The organism is Candidatus Palauibacter sp. (genome assembly GCF_965208055.1).
Lineage (GTDB): Bacteria > Gemmatimonadota > Gemmatimonadetes > Palauibacterales > Palauibacteraceae > Palauibacter.
In genome coordinates this window covers 1,945,445-1,961,008 of record NZ_CBDBNY010000004.1, presented here as the reverse complement: position 1 = coordinate 1,961,008, position 15,564 = coordinate 1,945,445, and the positions used below count along the sequence as shown (strand labels likewise).

Genomic DNA, 15,564 nt, shown 5'->3' with positions numbered 1-15,564 from the left:
TTCGTCCAACGTCTACCAGCCGCGGCTGTGTTCGATCAACTCCGCGACGATGTCGTCAGCGGTCTTCCCCTCGGCCTCCGCTTCGAAACCCGGAACCACCCGGTGTCGGAGCACGGCGGGCGCAACCGCCCGCACGTCGTCGAGATTGGGGGCGGGACGGCCATCGAGCGCCGCCCGGGCCTTCGCTGCCAGCACCGTGTGCTGCGAGGCCCGCGGCCCGGCGCCCCAGCTCACCATGCGGCGCACGAACTCCGGCGAGGAGGCCTCGCGCGGCCGGGTGGCCCGCGCCAGCCGCACCGCGTAGTCGACCACCGATGCCGAGGCCGGAACCCTCTGCACGAGCGCCTGGTATTGGAGAAGCTGGCCCGCCGTCACGACGGGATTCACCTGGGCGGGCGGTCCGCTCGCCGCCATGTCCGCGATGACCGACTCCTCCTCCGCCGTCGGATACCCGATCCGAAGCTCGAACATGAAGCGGTCGAGCTGAGCTTCGGGAAGGGGATACGTCCCCTCCTGCTCGATCGGATTCTGCGTCGCGAGGACGAAGAACGGGCGTCCGAGCGGAAACGTCTCGCTGCCGACCGTGACCTCCCCCTCCTGCATCGCCTGCAGCAGGGCGGCCTGCGTCTTGGGCGGCGTCCGGTTGATCTCGTCCGCCAGGATCACATCCGCGAAGATCGGCCCCCGGACGAACGCGAAACGGCGCTCCCCGGTGCGCTGGTCGTCCTGGAGCACCTCGGTCCCGGTGATGTCGGAGGGCATCAGGTCCGGCGTGAACTGGATCCGGCTGAACTCCAGGTGCAGCGCTTCGGCGAGCGTCGAGACGAGCAGCGTCTTTGCGAGGCCGGGGACGCCTACCAGGAGCGCGTGGCCATCGGCGAGCAGCGTGATGAGCAGCTTTTCCACGACCTCCCGCTGCCCGATGATCCGCTTCCCGACTTCCGCTTCGATCTGGCGCCGGGCATGACCCAGATCATCGAGCAGCCGAACGTCATCCGTCTCGACCTTTCGACCGGCTTCCAAGACTCAATCGGCTCCAGGCGTGAGGGGGGCCGCGGGACTGCGAGACCCGGGCGTCGGCGAGGCCATTTCGGAGTTGACCAGAGGCCTTCAATATGGTGGCAGCAACCTAGGCTTTCTCTGCCCAGCGTCAAGCGAAACCGGCATTGCGAAATTTTTCACAAGCGGACAGATTGGGCTTGGGAAATTTTTCACAAGCGGTCGGCGCGGGGCTCCGACGACGGAGATGTATCCTCATGCGCCAGCCGCCTCCCGGTTCGACGAACCGGCCGGAACCCGAGAAACCACAGGGGAGCATCGGCCGCCGGTACGCGAAGGCGGCGGGCTCGGAATTCGCGAGCCTCGGGATCGCGATGGGTTTGGCGATCGCGCTCCTCGCCGTCGGCGGCAACTGGCTCGACAACCGTCTCGGGACCGCGCCTCTCTTTGTGCTCCTCGGAGTGTTCGCGGGGTTCGCGGGAGGTTGCTACAGCATGTTCGGTCGGCTGGCGGCACAGCGCGAACGCGCTGCGGCCGATGAGACCGACGGGGAGACGGACCGCGGGAAGTGAAGGGGACTCCCACACGTTGGATGCGGCGTACACCGACCTATGCGCTGGCCACATTGGGGCTGGCGGTGGCGGCGGCCGCGTGGCTGCGGGACGGCGAGCGCACATGGGGGATCGCTTCGGCCTGGTTGATTCAGGTGGTCGCGGTCTGGCCGCTGAACCGTGCGCTCCTGGCGGGACGGCGGGCGACCCGGCCCTGGCTGGGCGGGATCGGTCTCCGCATGGGAGGGCTGGCCGTGACGGGCGGACTGGCATGGACGGGAGCGGCGACGCCCGATCTGCCCATCGCATACGGACTCGCCATGCTGGTGTTGTTGTGGACGGAAGCCTTGTGGCTCGCGCTCGCGCGCACGAAGACCAAGAAGACCAACTCGACACGGAACGCACGACCGGATGAACCGGGTGCTCGATAGATCGATGGCCTCCCTGAGGAGTCTGACGGAGCGAGTGCAGGAGCACGCCGCCCCCGCGGCTGCGGCTGCCCAGGAACACCACGGCGAAGCCGCGGCGGCGGGCGAGCACGCCGAGGAGTGGGGCACTGAAGTCATGATGCATCACGTCGTGGACTCGAAGATCTGGGAGTTCGGACCCTTCGGCGAGATCCATCTCCCGGAGCTCCCGGCCTTCAATATCGGCGGCCTCGAGGTCGACCTTTCGATCACGAAGCACGTGCTGTTCCTGATGTTCGCGGCCGTTCTCACGATCGTGACGATGTTCATCGCCGCCCGCTCGACGGAGCGGCTCAAGGAGGGCGAGAAGGCTCCCGGAGGGCTCCTCAACGGGATGGAGGCCTTCTATCTCTACCTGAGGGATGACATCGTGATGGCCAACATCGGCCGCGGCGGAGAGAGGTTCGTCCCGCTCGTCATCACCTTCTTCTTCTTCATCCTGTACGCGAACCTGCTCGGCCTGATCCCCTTCGGCGCGACGGCGACGGGGAACATCATGGTCACCGCCGCGCTCGCGATCATCGCGCTCGTCGTCATCGAGACGGCGGGGTTCATCGCCCTCGGCCCGCTGGGCTACGCGAAAACCGTCTTCTTTCTGCCGCCCGGGCTGCCCGGGCCGCTGAAGCCGGTCACGCTCCTCATCATGGCCCCGGTCGAACTGATCGCGAAGTTCTCGAAGATCATGGCGCTCGCGATCCGGCTCTTCGCCAACATGACGGCGGGGCACTTCGTCATCCTCGCCTTCATGGGCCTCATCCTCACCTACGGCTCGATGATCGGTCAGGGAGTCTTCGGGACGACGGTCGGGGCCGCGACGATTCTGGGGTCCATGGGCCTCGCGCTGTTCGTGATGATGCTGGAGATCTTCATCGCGCTGCTTCAGGCGTACATCTTCGCGATGCTGGTCTCGGTGTTCATCGGATTGATTCGCCACGCGCACTGACCCGGGAGGGTCCGCGGGCAACTTCCGCGCCGGAGAGGCGCGGACGGAACGGGGGGTGTCGTTCGAACCCCCGACAGAGAAAGGAAACTGGAGCCAACGATGCTGAACATGTTGACGCTACTGCAGGGCATGTCGACGGGCGACGGCCTCGCAATCGGTCTCGCCATCGTCGGTGGCGGGCTCTCCGTGCTCGGAGCCGGGATCGGAATCGGCCTCATTGGCGGGCGCATGACGGAAGCGATGGCCCGCCAGCCGGAGGAAGCGCAGACCATCCAGACGGCCGCCATCGTGCTGGCCGTGTTCATCGAGGGTGTGGCGCTGTTCGGACTCGTGATCGCCGGCTTCATCCGCGGATGATGCGTTCGGCCGGGGTCGCCGGCTGCTGGGCGCTCGCTACGCCGCTGGTGCTGGCGGCCCAGACGGAGACCGGGATCTTCTCGCTCAATCTGGGACTCTTCGTCTGGACGATCGTCCTGTTCGTGCTCACGCTCGTCGTCCTGGCGAAGTGGGTCTTCCCGCTCATCGCGGGCGGACTCGAGCAGAGGCACGACAAGATCCAGGGCGCGATCGACGATGCCCTCTCCGCGCGCGATGAAGCGAAGGGCTTGCTCTCGCAGCAGGAGGCCGCGCTGGAAGCGGCCCGCAGCGAGGCGCGGGAGATGCTGGAGAACGCCCGGCGGCACGCCGACGGTCTCCGCAAGGAGATGCTGGAGGAGGCGCGGGCGCAGCAGGCGCAGATGCTCGATGACGCGCGTCGCGAGATCGGACACGAACGGGACCGGCTGCGGGAGGAGATCCGGCGGGATGCCGTGGATCTCGCGTTGGCGGCCTCCGAGCGGCTGATCCGGGCGCGGCTGGACGCCGAGGAGAACCGGCGTCTCGTGCACGAGTTCGTGTCGGACGTCTAGTGTGATGGCCCGAGGACCGGTGACGGAGCGATGAGCGCCTCGGCGGTGGCCCGCAACTACGCGGGGACTCTCTTCGACCTCGCGGCGCGGGACGGGAGCGAGGCGGCGTACGGGCGGCTGATCGAGGAGATCGGCGACCTGTACGCCAACGTCCCGGACTTCCAGCGTTTCCTGGAAGTGCCCGCGGTGTCGCTGTTCGAGAAGAAGGAGGCGATCCAGGCGGCGCTTTCCGGAAGAGCGCCGGACCTCTTCATCCGCTTCCTGCTCGTCATCCTGGACCGCGACCGGCAGCGGGCCCTCCCGGGGATCGCGCACGCCTACCGCGATTTGCTGGACGAGAAGGCGGGACGGGTCCGCGCCACCGTGACGCTGCCCTTCGAGGCGGATGACCGCGTCCGGAGCGAGGTGGTTTCGGCGCTGGAGCGGCGCTTCGAGCGGGAGGTCGTCCCCGAGTTCCACGAGGACCCGAAGATTCTGGGCGGCGTGATCATCCGCGTCGGCGACGAGTTGCTGGACGCTTCGCTGCGGCGGCAACTCGAGCAGATGCGGCGCGAACTGTACTGAGACGGTCGGCAAACGTGAAGCAACGAGAAATAGAGAAGAGAAGACGATGACAGGTTTCGATAGCTCCCTTCGAGCGAGCGAGATCAAGAAGGCCCTGCTCGAGCAGATCGACCGCTACGAGGAAGAACTCCGGGTCGAGGAAGTGGGCGAGGTTCTCGAGGTGAAGGACGGCGTGGCCCGCATCTGGGGTCTTTCAACGTGCGTCGCCAACGAGATGCTCGAGATCACTTCCCGCGACAGCGGGGTCTCCGTGATCGGTCTCGCCTCGAACCTCGAGGAAGACAACATCGGCGCCGTGATCCTCGGCGATTATCTCGCCCTCAAGGAGGGAGATCCGGTGCGCCGTACCGGTCGCGTCCTCGCCGTGCCCGTCGGTCCGGCGATTCTCGGCCGCGTCGTGGACACGCTGGGGCAGCCGCGCGATGGCCGCGGGCCGATCGAGACGGTGACCTACATGAAGGTCGACCGGAAGGCGCCCGGCATCGTGTACCGCCAGCCGGTGAACGAGCCGCTGCAGACGGGCCTCAAGGCAATCGACTCGATGATCCCGATCGGCCGCGGCCAGCGGGAACTGATCATCGGGGACCGCGGCACCGGAAAGACGGCGGTGGCGATCGACGCGATCATCAACCAGAAGGATGAGGACGTCATCTGCGTCTACTGCGCGATCGGGCAGAAGGGTTCGACCGTGGCCGGCATCGTCGAACGGCTCCGCGAGGAGGGTGCGCTCGATTACACCGTCGTGGTGGCCGCGAACGCTGCGGACCCCGCGCCGATGCAGTTCATGGCCCCCTACGCCGCCTGCGCGATCGGCGAGTACTTCATGTACGAGGAGGGCAAGGCGGTCCTCGTCATCTACGACGACCTCACGAAGCAGGCCGACGCCTACCGCGAGGCGTCGCTCATCCTGCGGCGTCCGCCGGGGCGGGAGGCATACCCGGGCGACGTCTTCTATCTGCACAGCCGACTGCTCGAGCGGGCGGCCAAGATCAGCAACGATCCGGAAGCGATCGCCGGCCACCCGGACATCAGGAAGCCCGGCGGTTCGCTGACCGCGCTCCCGATCATCCAGACGGCGGCCGGCGACGTGTCGGCCTACATCCCGACGAACGTGATCTCGATCACCGACGGCCAGATCTTCCTCGAAACCGACCTCTTCTACTCGGGTGTGCGCCCGGCGGTGAATGTGGGGATCTCGGTCTCGCGCGTGGGCGGAAACGCGCAGATCAAGGCGATGAAGAAGGTTGCCGGACGTCTGCGGCTGGACCTCGCGCAGTTCCGCGAGATCGAGGCTTTCGCGCAGTTCGGCACGGAGCTGGACTCCGCGACGCAGCGGCAGCTGGACCGGGGCCGGCGCACCGTCGAGGTCCTGAAACAGGGCCAGTACGAGCCGATGCCGGTCGAGGAGCAGGTGATGGTGATCTTCGCGGCGACGCAGGGGTTCCTGGACGCCCTCGACGTGTCGCGGATTCGCGGCTGGGAAGTCGGATTCCTCGAGTACATGAGCACGAGCCATCCTGAAGTCGGAGAGACGATCCGGGAGGAGAGCGTGATGTCGGACGAGACCGAGGCCGCGCTCCGCGAGGCGATCGAGTCCTATTCCGACACCTTCGTCCATGACGAAGGCTCCCGAGGGGACGCTGCGGACGCCGCGGCATGAGCAAGTCGAGGGACATCTATCGGCGGATGAAGTCCGTCGACAGCACGAAGAAGATCACGCGCACCATGGAGATGGTCGCGACCGCCAAGCTCGCGCAGGCGCAGGGGCGGGTGATCCGGGCGCGTCCCTACTCGGCCGAACTGATGGACATGATCGCGCGGCTCGCCACGCCGGACCTGGCGGAATCCCAGCCTCTGCTGCGCCAGCCCGCCCGCATCGAACGCGCCGCGGTGGTGCTCGTGACGAGCAATCGCGGCCTGTGCGGCGCCTTCAACGCGAATCTCATTCGCACCGCGCAAACGCAGCTCGGCGAACTGGAGGAAGCCGGAGCCCGGGTCGAGTTCCACGTCTACGGGAACAAGGGGATTTCGTACTTCCGGTTCCGCGGCGTGGAGATGGCGCACACGCGCAACGACCTGGGGGATCCTCCGACGACGGATGACGCGCGCACGCTCATTGACGACCTGGCCGCCCGCTTCGTGGCCGGCGAGCTCGACGCCGTGCGGCTCGTCTTCGCGGAGTTCCGCAACATGGTGAGCACGCCCCCTTCGGTCCGGCAGGTTCTCCCGGTCGGCGTAGGCGAGGCGCGCAAGGGTCCGCAGCCCTTCTATATCCTGGATCCGTCGGAGGAAGGAATCCTCGATCATCTCCTGCCGCTCTACGTGACGAACTCGACATACAGCGCGCTGCTGGAGACGGCGGCGGCGGAGCAGGCGGCCCGCAGGACGGCGATGAAGTCGGCGACGGACAACGCCAACGAGTTCCTCGACAACCTGCGGCGGACGTACAACCGCGCCCGCCAGGCCGAAATCACGAACCAGATCGCGGAGATCATCGGCGGCGCGGACGCGCTGGACGGATAGCACGCGGGGCGTCGGCGCCCCCGAGAACCGATAGCCATGAGGCTGACATATGTCTGAAGGATCGACCGAACGAGGCACAGGCAAGGTCGTGCAGGTCATCGGACCCACGATCGATGCGGAGTTCGAGCCCGAGCATTTGCCGGAGATCTACAACGCGCTCTCGCTCTCCTGGGAGGACGATGACGGGACCGTGCACGATCTCGTGTGCGAGGTGGCGCAGCACATCGGACGCCACCAGGTACGCGCGGTCGCCATGGACGCGACGGACGGCGTGACGCGCGGGATGGACGTCGTGGACACGGGACACCCCATCTCGGCGCCCGTCGGCGAGGCGTCGCTGGGCCGCATCCTCAACGTCCTCGGCGAGCCCGTGGACGAACTGGGTCCGGTCGAGGCGTCGGAGCGCTGGCCGATCCACCGCAAGTCGCCCACCCTCCAGAACCTCGAGCCGAAGACGGAGATCTTCGTCACCGGGATCAAGGTCGTGGATCTCATCGCCCCCTACGTGAAGGGCGGCAAGACGGGACTTTTCGGCGGGGCCGGCGTCGGCAAGACCGTCATCATCATGGAACTCATCAACAACATTGCGCAGGAGCACGGTGGCCGCTCCGTCTTCTGCGGCGTGGGCGAGCGCACGCGGGAGGGGAACGACCTCTGGCTCGAGATGAAGGAATCGGGTGTCCTCGACTCGACGGCGCTCATCTACGGACAGATGAACGAGCCGCCGGGCGCGCGCCTGCGCGTGGGACTCACCGGCCTCACGGTGGCGGAGTACTTCCGTGAGGTGGAGGGCCTCGACGTCCTCCTCTTCATCGACAACATCTTCCGCTTCAGCCAGGCCGGGTCCGAGGTGTCCGCGCTGCTCGGCCGCATGCCGAGCGCTGTGGGCTACCAGCCGACCCTCGCCACGGAGATGGGCAACCTCCAGGAGCGCATCACGTCGACCACCCGAGGCTCGATCACTTCGGTGCAGGCCATTTACGTGCCGGCGGACGACCTCACGGACCCCGCGCCGGCCGCGGCCTTCACGCACCTCGACTCCCAGACCGTCCTCTCGCGCCAGATCGCCGAACTCGGCATCTACCCGGCGGTGGACCCGCTCGACTCCAGCAGCCGCATCCTCAGCGAGCAGTTCCTGGGCGAGCGCCACTACCGCGTGGCGACCGCGGTGCAGCGCACGCTGCAGCGCTACAAGGATCTGCAGGACATCATCGCGATTCTCGGGATGGATGAACTCTCCGAGGAGGACAAGGTCATCGTGAACCGGGCCCGGCGGATCCAGAAGTTCTTGTCGCAGCCCTTCCACGTGGCCGAGCAGTTCACCGGCATCCCGGGGCGCTACGTCTCGCTGGAGACGACGATCGAGTCGTTCGAGCGCGTCGTCGAGGGCGAATTCGACCACCTGCCGGAACAGGCGTTCTACATGGTCGGCGGGATCGAGGAGGCGATCGAGCAGGCCAGAAAGCTGGAGGCAGAGGCCGCATGACGGCGGCGGACTCGATCGGAGCCGGCGCCCCGACCGCCGTGGAGGCGAACCGAAGGTCCGCTGAACGGCGACTGCGCATCTCGGTGATCTCGCCGTCCGCCGCCGCCTTCTCCGGCGCCGCGACGTCGATCATCGCCCCCGCCCACGATGGCGAACTGGGGATCCTGTACGGCCACGCCCCCATGGTCGTCCTGCTGGGAGAAGGCCTGCTTCACATCCGTACGGACGACGGTCCGCACCGTTTCCGCGTGGCCCGCGGCTTCCTTCAGGTCCTGGACAACACCGTCGCCGTCCTCGCGGAAGAGGTGGAGCCGCACGCGGAGGGCTGATTTCTTCAGGGTCCTCGGCGGGTGCTTGACGCTCCTCCGAACCGACCCTATTTTATCCGTCTTCCCTGCGAGCGCCCTGGGGCGTCTCGCGGGTTTGCTTTTTTGACAATTCGGTAGCGAGTGAGAGTGCTGGGCGCCGAGTGCGTCTGAGGTGCTTGATGCCGTCAACGAAGATGGATCAAGCGATCAAGGGCACAGGGTGGATGTCTAGGCACGGACTGGCGATGAAGGACGTGGCAAGCTGCGATAAGCCAGGGGTAGCTGCAAGCAAGCGTTAATCCCTGGATTTCCGAATGGGGAAACCCGGCCGGGGTGATGCCCGGTCATCCCTTCGCTGAATACATAGGCGTTGGGAAGCGAACCGAGGGAACTGAAACATCTAAGTACCTCGAGGAAGAGAAAACAACCGTGATTCCCTTAGTAGCGGCGAGCGAACGGGGAAGAGCCCAAACCATGGAGGTGTCAAGGCGGCAGCCGTTGCTTCCATGGGGTAGCAGGGTGGTTCGTGAGAGTCTGCCGGCTCTCGGAGTTTCGCGCGACGGTGAGTCGAATCCGTCTGGAAAGCCAAGCCATAGAGGGTGACAGCCCCGTAGGCGAAGCCGACGTTGCGATCTCTGGACCATTCCTGAGTAGGTCGGGACACGTGAAATCCCGATTGAATCCGGCAGGACCACCTGCCAAGGCTAAATACACGTCCGTGACCGATAGCGAACGAGTACCGTGAGGGAAAGATGAAAAGTACGCCGGGAGGCGGGTGAAACAGATCCTGAAACCGTGTGCCTACAAGCGGTGGGAGCTCGAACTCTCTCTTCGTGAGAGAAGTCGGGTGACCGCGTGCCTTTTGCATTATGATCCGGCGAGTTGTTCCTCAGTAGCGAGGTTAAGCCGTTCAGCGGCGGAGCCGAAGCGAAAGCGAGTCTTAACTGGGCGTAAAGTTGCTGGGGACAGACCCGAAACCAGAGTGATCTATCCATGGCCAGGTTGAAGCGAGGGTAATGCTTCGTGGAGGACCGAACCGTTGTGGGTTGAAAACTGCTCGGATGAGCTGTGGATAGGGGTGAAAGGCCAATCAAACCTGGAGATAGCTGGTTCTCCCCGAAAGATATTTAGGTATCGCCTCTGAGTGTAGACTGCGGGAGGTAGAGCACTGGAAGGGCTAGGGCCCTAAACCGGGTACCAACCCCTACTAAACTCCGAATGCCCGTTAGTTGGTCTCAGGGAGGAAGTGCACGTGCGATAATGTTCGTGCGCGAGAGGGAAAGAGCCCAGACCTTCAGCTAAGGTCCCCAAGTGCTAGCTAAGTGACAAAGGTGGTGGATTTGCGGAGACAACTGGGAGGTTGGCTTAGAAGCAGCCATCCTTGAAAGAGTGCGTAATAGCTCACCAGTCAAGCGGATCTGCGCCGATAATGGTCGGGACTCAAGTTAGCCACCGAAGCTAAGGCTGCGCGCATCTGCGCGCGGGGTAGGGGAGCGTTGCCTGAGCAGTGAAGCGGGGCCGGAAGGCTACCCGTGGAGCGCAGGCAAGTGAGAATGCCGGAATGAGTACGCGAGAAACAAGGTGAGAACCCTTGTCGCCGTAAGCCCAAGGTTTCCTGAGCCATGCCAATCAGCTCAGGGTTAGTCGGCCCCTAAGGTGAGGCCGAAAGGCGTAGCCGATGGAAAACGGGTCAACATTCCCGTACCACACGATACTGCGCTTGAGTTCGCGGAGGGACGCAGAGGTGAAAGGTCCGTCGTTTCAATGGACATGAACGATGTAAGGAGGTAGGCGTTTCCGGGTAGGCAAATCCGCCTGGTGAAGCCGAGATCCGATGCCGAAGAAGTCTTCGGACTTCGCTAAGGGACCGTAATCGTACTGCCAAGAAAAGCTTCGTGGACGAGGAGTACGTGTGACCGTACCGCAAACCGACACAGGTGGGCGAGGCGAGTAGCCTCAGGCGCTCGAGTGAGTCTTGGTTAAGGAACTCGGCAAAATGTCCCCGTAACTTAGGGAGAAGGGGAGCCGGCGGTAGGTGATCCTGCTTCGCGCAGGGGAGCCGAAGCCGGCCGCAGAGAATCGGCCCAAGCGACTGTTTAGTAAAAACATAGGTGTCTGCAAAGTCGTCAAGACGACGTATAGGCACTGACGCCTGCCCGGTGCCGGAAGGTTAAATGGAAGGGTTAGCTTCGGCGAAGCTCTGAAATGAAGCCCCGGTAAACGGCGGCCGTAACTATAACGGTCCTAAGGTTAACTAATCGCTAGCCTTAGAGAAACCGAACTATATGCGGGAAAGCCCTCGAAAACCGATCGGTACTCGCCGATCCCAGCTTCGGCTCGGGATGCGGAAGTAAAAATCCGACGGACATGGGGGTAATCCGCAGGGAAGGCCCGGCGCGATCCGGGAACCCTCAGAGACCAAACGTTCGGAACTGACTTATGAATCTCAATGCGGAATGGATTACGGGATTTGTGGATGGGGAAGGCTGCTTTCATGTCGGTGTGAGCCGTCACGAGCAGATGAGCATCGGATACCAGGTGCTGCCGGAATTCACCGTCGTACAACATTCCCGAGACGTACAGGTTCTTCATGCGCTGAAAAGCTATTTCGGTTGCGGTGTGGTTCGACGAAACCACGGAGATCGAATGGCGTATCGTGTGAGAAAACGCGAACATCTGATGCGGCACATCGTGCCGTTCTTCATGAAGCATCAACTGAAGACGAAGAAGCGACTGGATTTCATCAAGTTCCGGAAGGTTCTTCTCAGGATGGAGAAGGGCGATCATTTGACGCCGGAAGGACTAGAGGTGATTCGGATGATTGCTGGGAAGATGAATCGCGGTCAGTTAAGAGAGAGTCCAGCCCGTCTGGAAACAGGTGGGAGCAACTGAGCGAAATTCCTTGTCGGGTAAGTTCCGACCTGCACGAATGGCGTAACGACTTGGGCACTGTCTCAACCAAGAGCTCGGCGAAATTGGAGTCTCGGTGAGGATACCGAGTACCCGCGGCAGGACAAAAAGACCCCGTGCACCTTTACTACAACCTGATATTGGGTTCGGGCACCGTCTGTGTAGGATAGGTGGGAGGCATTGAAGCAGGGCCGCCAGGTTCTGTGGAGCCAATCGTGAAATACCACCCTTGCGATGTCTGGATTCTAACCTGGGGCCGTGAAACCGGTCTGGGGACAGTGTCAGGCGGGTAGTTTGACTGGGGCGGTCGCCTCCCAAAAGGTAACGGAGGCGCGCAAAGGTTCCCTCAGCGCGGTCGGCAATCGCGCGAAGAGTGCAAAGGCATAAGGGAGCTTAACTGCGAGACCGACAGGTCGAGCAGATGCGAAAGCAGGCCTTAGTGATCCGGCGGTTCTGTGTGGAAAGGCCGTCGCTCAACGGATAAAAGGTACGCCGGGGATAACAGGCTTATCGCCCCCGATAGTTCACATAGACGGGGCGGTTTGGCACCTCGATGTCGGCTCATCGCATCCTGGGGCCGGAGAAGGTCCCAAGGGTCGGGCTGTTCGCCCGTTAAAGCGGTACGCGAGCTGGGTTTAGAACGTCGTGAGACAGTTCGGTCTGTATCCGCCGTGGGCGTTGGAGATTTGAGAAGAGCCGCTCCTAGTACGAGAGGACCGGAGTGGAGTGACCGCTGGTGTACCTGTTGTCCCGCCAGGGGCATCGCAGGGTAGCTATGTCGCGAAGGGATAACCGCTGAAAGCATCTAAGTGGGAAGCCTACTTCAAGATGAGATCTCCCGCACCGCAAGGTGCCTGAAGGACCGCAGGAGACGACTGCGTAGATAGGCGGCAGGTGTAAGGCGTGTGAGCGCCTCAGCCGAGCCGTACTAATCGTCCGTGAGGCTTGATCCATATCTTTCATACGAGGTCGATAAGCGCTTCAGCGCGCTCGATCGCCCTGCACTCGACTCGTTAGCCAGATCGGAGATTGCCGGCGGCTTTAGCGAGGGGGAAACACCTGGTCCCATCCCGAACCCAGCAGTTAAGCCCCTCAGCGCCGATGGTACTTGGGCGGGGACGCCCTGGGAGAGTAGGTCGCTGCCGGCGACTTTTTGCGAAAACGCCTCGTGTCCGTTGCGGATGCGAGGCGTTTTCCGCATCTAGGGCCGACGCCTTCCTCCGCCGGCGAGACGTAGCAGGCTGCGTACGACGGCGCCCGGGTCGGAGGCGGACATTACGCTCGAGAGAACGGCGATGCCGGCGGCGGTGTCGAGGATCTCCGCGGCGTTTTGCAGGGTGATGCCGCCGATTCCGAGACAGGGGAGACGGCTGGCGGCGCGGACGCGGCGGACTCGGTCGGGGCCGATCGCCTCGTTTGCGAGGCCGGGCTTGGAGCGCGTGCCGAACACGGCTCCGACGCCCAGATAGTCGGCCCCTGCGGCCGCGGCGCGCCGAGCTTCCTCCGGGTCGTCGGTGGAATAGCCGATGAGGAAGTCCGGCGGAGCGATGGCGCGGGCCGCCGAGACGGGGAGATCGTCCGGGCCGAGGTGGACGCCGTCCGCGCCGACGGCGAGTGCGACATCGAGACGATCGTTCACGATCAGTGCGGCGCCGGCGGACTTGGTGGTCGCGCGGAGCCGCGCCGCGGTGGCGGTGAGCGCGCGGCCGTCCGCAGTCTTATCTCGAAGCTGAATCGCGGGCGCCCCGGCGTCCACGCAATCGGCCACGACCTGCTCCAGCGAACGGCCGCAGGCGGGCCGCGGGTGGGTGATCACCATGAGAGGCCAGCCATCCGATATGGGGGAGCCGGGCACGGTCCCTCTTCGTCCTACCGGTCCCCCGACCCGCGGGCGAGGCGTATCCGGTTTATCGCGTTGTTGTGCTCGCGCAGGGTCCGCGTGAATTCGTGCGAGCCGTCGTTTCGCGCCACGAAGAAGATGTAGTCGTGGTCGGCGGGCTGGAGGGCGGCCCGCAGCGAGGCGGCGCCCGGGGACGCGATGGGCCCGGGTGGAAGTCCCGGCTGCGTATAGGTGTTGTAGGGGTGATCGGCGACGGCGTCGATGTCGCGGTAGAGCAGGCGCGCGCGTGGCTCGCCGAGGGCGTACTGAACCGTGGGATCCGCCTGCAGCAGCATGTCGCGCTGAAGGCGGTTCCAGTAGACCCCCGCGACCACCGGACGCTCCTCGTCCCACCGTACCTCCTTTTCGACGATGCTCGCGAGCGTCACGATCTCTCGCTCATCGAAGCCGAGCGCGGCCGCTTGAGCTCGCTCCTCGACCCCCCAGAACGCCCGATACCGTCCGACGATCGCCCGAACGATGACCGGGATTCCGACACCATCGGCGAATCGATAGGTCTCCGGGAACAGGTACCCTTCCAGCGTGGGGCCCGGCACCTCCAGCTCATCGATCCGCTTCGGATCCGTCAGCCAGGCAAGGACGGTCGCGGTCGAATCGCCGACGTAGGCCGCGAGGCGTTCCGCCACCTGCGGCACCCGAAGACCCTCCGGGATCGTGAGCGGCCTCGTCACGACGGCTCCGGTTCGGAGCACTTCGAGCAGGTACGGGTATGGGGCGCCGCGCGGAATATCGTACCGCCCGGCCTTCAGCTGTCGCCCCTGACCCTTGAGGCGCACGTACGCGTCGAAGATCCGGGGGTGGAAGATCAACTCCGCCGCCCGCAGTACGCCGGCGACCTCGAGTGACGCGGCGCCATCGGGGACGAGGATCTCGACAACCGATCCATCGGGAATGCCCCGGCCCCGGAACTCGGCGGAGAAGAACCCGTATGCCACGGGCGCCATGGCGGCGAGAGCGGCGAGGAGCAGACGAAGGCCCGTCCCCTTCGGCAGGCGCTTCATGTGCCGGGCGGGACGCCGCCGCCGCCGGGAGCGCTGCGCAGATAGGCGGAGAGCATCAGCGATGCGGCCATTTCGTCCGTGCGGCCCTTCTGCCGCCGTCGGCCCCGAGGCAGGTCCATGCGGAGGATCTCTCGTTCCGCCCGGGCGGTCGACAGCCGCTCGTCCCACTCGATGGTTCGCACTCCCGTCGCGTCCTCCAGGGCTTGTGCGAAGGCCCGCGCCTCTTGAGCCATCTCGCCCGCGGTCCCATCCATCGAGAACGGGATACCCACGAGGATGCCGGCGGGCTCCAGTTTCGCCACGAGTTCGGTCAGCGCGTCCGGAACCGCAGTCCCCGGAGCCCGGCGGTTGGACCTCTCCACCACGCCGTGAGGCGCCGCGATCGTCCGTGTGGGATCCGTAACGGCCACCCCGATGCGTCGTCGGCCGTAGTCGAGCGCCATCAGACGACCGCGGGGCATGCTCAGTGCTCCCGGCCTCCGGCCCTGGATGGGTCGTCGGTCCGCACCCGGTGGATCGTCTCCGCGGATCCGAACAGGAACCAGCATGGCTCCGCGCCGCCGCCGCATTGCACCTCGGCGACCTCTACCGGGCGCTTCGCCAGGCGGCTCAGAACGCCGCGCAACAGCGCCGTCGCGAAGTGGCAGCGAGCATTCCCCGCCGCGTCATCCGTGGTTCCCGCCGCGCCCTTGGCGAGACCCGCCGCGCCTCCGGTCGACCGCGCCGTGGCCTCCGCCGAGTCGCACCAGGCGATGGCGGCGGAAGCTCCTCCTCCCGGCTTGAACGATATCGACCCGAGGCCCGCCTTGCGGAGGATCTCGTCCAGAAAGGTCCAGAACTCCGCCGCGGAAAGCGCGTCCGGCGAATCGCCGAGCAGCGCGACGGCCTCCGCGCCGGTACGGTCCCCCGCCTCGTTCAACGCCGCGATGCCGGCGTCGCCCAGGCTCGCGCAGCGGTGAAAGAGATCCGCGAGGACCGACCTCGGCAGGATCACGGCAGGGGCC

The 15,564-nt window shown here is 65.0% G+C and carries 15 protein-coding genes and 2 rRNA genes; 12 read left to right on the top strand and 5 right to left on the bottom strand.

Translation table 11 applies throughout. The features are described from left to right. Positions 1 to 12: 12 nt before the first annotated feature. A complete protein-coding gene (locus ACOGXI_RS08615) occupies positions 13 to 1,023 on the bottom strand; it encodes an AAA family ATPase (RefSeq protein ID WP_419938452.1) in 1,011 nt (336 codons plus the stop codon). Between the two features lie 233 nt (positions 1,024 to 1,256). Here ACOGXI_RS08615 and ACOGXI_RS08610 point away from each other — a divergent pair, with 233 nt between their 5' ends. From ACOGXI_RS08610 to rrf, 12 genes are all read left to right on the top strand, one after another. Next, positions 1,257 to 1,571 carry an AtpZ/AtpI family protein gene (locus tag ACOGXI_RS08610; RefSeq protein WP_419938451.1) on the top strand — a complete coding sequence of 105 codons (315 nt, stop codon included), beginning with the start codon at positions 1,257 to 1,259 and terminating at the stop codon, positions 1,569 to 1,571. Between the two features lie 20 nt (positions 1,572 to 1,591). Then, positions 1,592 to 1,981, top strand: a complete 390-nt coding sequence (locus ACOGXI_RS08605) for a hypothetical protein (RefSeq protein ID WP_419938450.1) — start codon at positions 1,592 to 1,594, stop codon at positions 1,979 to 1,981. Beyond that, on the top strand, positions 1,971 to 2,960 hold the full coding sequence (atpB, locus tag ACOGXI_RS08600) for a F0F1 ATP synthase subunit A (RefSeq protein WP_419938449.1): 990 nt from the start codon (positions 1,971 to 1,973) through the stop codon (positions 2,958 to 2,960). Before ACOGXI_RS08605 ends, atpB begins: the two co-directional genes overlap by 11 nt. Before the next feature lie 99 nt (positions 2,961 to 3,059). Next, positions 3,060 to 3,317 (top strand): ATP synthase F0 subunit C, encoded by a 258-nt coding sequence (locus ACOGXI_RS08595; RefSeq protein ID WP_310782493.1) that lies wholly within the window; start codon positions 3,060 to 3,062, stop codon positions 3,315 to 3,317. After that, positions 3,314 to 3,868, top strand: a complete 555-nt coding sequence (atpF, locus tag ACOGXI_RS08590; RefSeq protein WP_419938448.1) for a F0F1 ATP synthase subunit B — start codon at positions 3,314 to 3,316, stop codon at positions 3,866 to 3,868. The genes ACOGXI_RS08595 and atpF overlap by 4 nt, the downstream gene beginning before the upstream one ends. Before the next feature lie 30 nt (positions 3,869 to 3,898). Next, positions 3,899 to 4,432, top strand: coding sequence for an ATP synthase F1 subunit delta (gene atpH / locus ACOGXI_RS08585; RefSeq protein ID WP_419938447.1), 534 nt, complete (start codon positions 3,899 to 3,901; stop codon positions 4,430 to 4,432). Positions 4,433 to 4,478: 46 nt separating this feature from the next. Then, positions 4,479 to 6,092, top strand: a complete 1,614-nt coding sequence (atpA, locus tag ACOGXI_RS08580; RefSeq protein WP_419938446.1) for a F0F1 ATP synthase subunit alpha — start codon at positions 4,479 to 4,481, stop codon at positions 6,090 to 6,092. After that, positions 6,089 to 6,955 carry an ATP synthase F1 subunit gamma gene (gene atpG / locus ACOGXI_RS08575; protein WP_419938445.1) on the top strand — a complete coding sequence of 289 codons (867 nt, stop codon included), beginning with the start codon at positions 6,089 to 6,091 and terminating at the stop codon, positions 6,953 to 6,955. The genes atpA and atpG overlap by 4 nt, the downstream gene beginning before the upstream one ends. Before the next feature lie 49 nt (positions 6,956 to 7,004). After that, a complete protein-coding gene (gene atpD / locus ACOGXI_RS08570; RefSeq protein ID WP_419938444.1) occupies positions 7,005 to 8,441 on the top strand; it encodes a F0F1 ATP synthase subunit beta in 1,437 nt (478 codons plus the stop codon). Next, entirely contained in the window at positions 8,438 to 8,770 is a 333-nt protein-coding gene (locus tag ACOGXI_RS08565; RefSeq protein WP_419938443.1) for a F0F1 ATP synthase subunit epsilon, read from the top strand. The genes atpD and ACOGXI_RS08565 overlap by 4 nt, the downstream gene beginning before the upstream one ends. Positions 8,771 to 8,946: 176 nt before the next feature. Then, positions 8,947 to 12,612 (top strand): 23S ribosomal RNA (locus ACOGXI_RS08560). Between the two features lie 78 nt (positions 12,613 to 12,690). Beyond that, positions 12,691 to 12,807, top strand: a 5S ribosomal RNA gene (gene rrf, locus ACOGXI_RS08555). Positions 12,808 to 12,860: 53 nt separating this feature from the next. On the opposite strand, the gene thiE is transcribed toward rrf, so the two are convergent. Genes thiE through ACOGXI_RS08535 form a run of 4 tightly spaced genes read right to left on the bottom strand, consistent with a single transcriptional unit; the run spans position 12,861 to position 15,554 of the window. Then, on the bottom strand, positions 12,861 to 13,478 hold the full coding sequence (gene thiE / locus ACOGXI_RS08550) for a thiamine phosphate synthase (protein ID WP_419938442.1): 618 nt from the start codon (positions 13,476 to 13,478) through the stop codon (positions 12,861 to 12,863). Between the two features lie 50 nt (positions 13,479 to 13,528). Next, on the bottom strand, positions 13,529 to 14,560 hold the full coding sequence (mltG, locus tag ACOGXI_RS08545; protein ID WP_419938441.1) for an endolytic transglycosylase MltG: 1,032 nt from the start codon (positions 14,558 to 14,560) through the stop codon (positions 13,529 to 13,531). Continuing rightward, positions 14,557 to 15,021 carry a Holliday junction resolvase RuvX gene (ruvX, locus tag ACOGXI_RS08540; protein ID WP_419938440.1) on the bottom strand — a complete coding sequence of 155 codons (465 nt, stop codon included), beginning with the start codon at positions 15,019 to 15,021 and terminating at the stop codon, positions 14,557 to 14,559. Before ruvX ends, mltG begins: the two co-directional genes overlap by 4 nt. A 2-nt stretch (positions 15,022 to 15,023) precedes the next feature. Further along, positions 15,024 to 15,554, bottom strand: a complete 531-nt coding sequence (locus ACOGXI_RS08535; RefSeq protein ID WP_419938439.1) for a V4R domain-containing protein — start codon at positions 15,552 to 15,554, stop codon at positions 15,024 to 15,026. Between the last annotated feature and the right edge of the window lie 10 nt (positions 15,555 to 15,564).

Coding starts and splice junctions, on each gene's coding strand:
- ruvX (WP_419938440.1), bottom strand. CDS start 15,021: ATGCCCCGCGGTCGTCTGATGGCGCTCGACTACGGCCGACGACGCATC.
- ACOGXI_RS08595 (WP_310782493.1), top strand. CDS start 3,060: ATGCTGAACATGTTGACGCTACTGCAGGGCATGTCGACGGGCGACGGC.
- atpD (WP_419938444.1), top strand. CDS start 7,005: ATGTCTGAAGGATCGACCGAACGAGGCACAGGCAAGGTCGTGCAGGTC.
- ACOGXI_RS08605 (WP_419938450.1), top strand. CDS start 1,592: ATGCGGCGTACACCGACCTATGCGCTGGCCACATTGGGGCTGGCGGTG.
- atpA (WP_419938446.1), top strand. CDS start 4,479: ATGACAGGTTTCGATAGCTCCCTTCGAGCGAGCGAGATCAAGAAGGCC.
- ACOGXI_RS08565 (WP_419938443.1), top strand. CDS start 8,438: ATGACGGCGGCGGACTCGATCGGAGCCGGCGCCCCGACCGCCGTGGAG.
- mltG (WP_419938441.1), bottom strand. CDS start 14,560: ATGAAGCGCCTGCCGAAGGGGACGGGCCTTCGTCTGCTCCTCGCCGCT.
- atpF (WP_419938448.1), top strand. CDS start 3,314: ATGATGCGTTCGGCCGGGGTCGCCGGCTGCTGGGCGCTCGCTACGCCG.
- thiE (WP_419938442.1), bottom strand. CDS start 13,478: ATGGTGATCACCCACCCGCGGCCCGCCTGCGGCCGTTCGCTGGAGCAG.
- atpG (WP_419938445.1), top strand. CDS start 6,089: ATGAGCAAGTCGAGGGACATCTATCGGCGGATGAAGTCCGTCGACAGC.
- ACOGXI_RS08610 (WP_419938451.1), top strand. CDS start 1,257: ATGCGCCAGCCGCCTCCCGGTTCGACGAACCGGCCGGAACCCGAGAAA.
- atpH (WP_419938447.1), top strand. CDS start 3,899: ATGAGCGCCTCGGCGGTGGCCCGCAACTACGCGGGGACTCTCTTCGAC.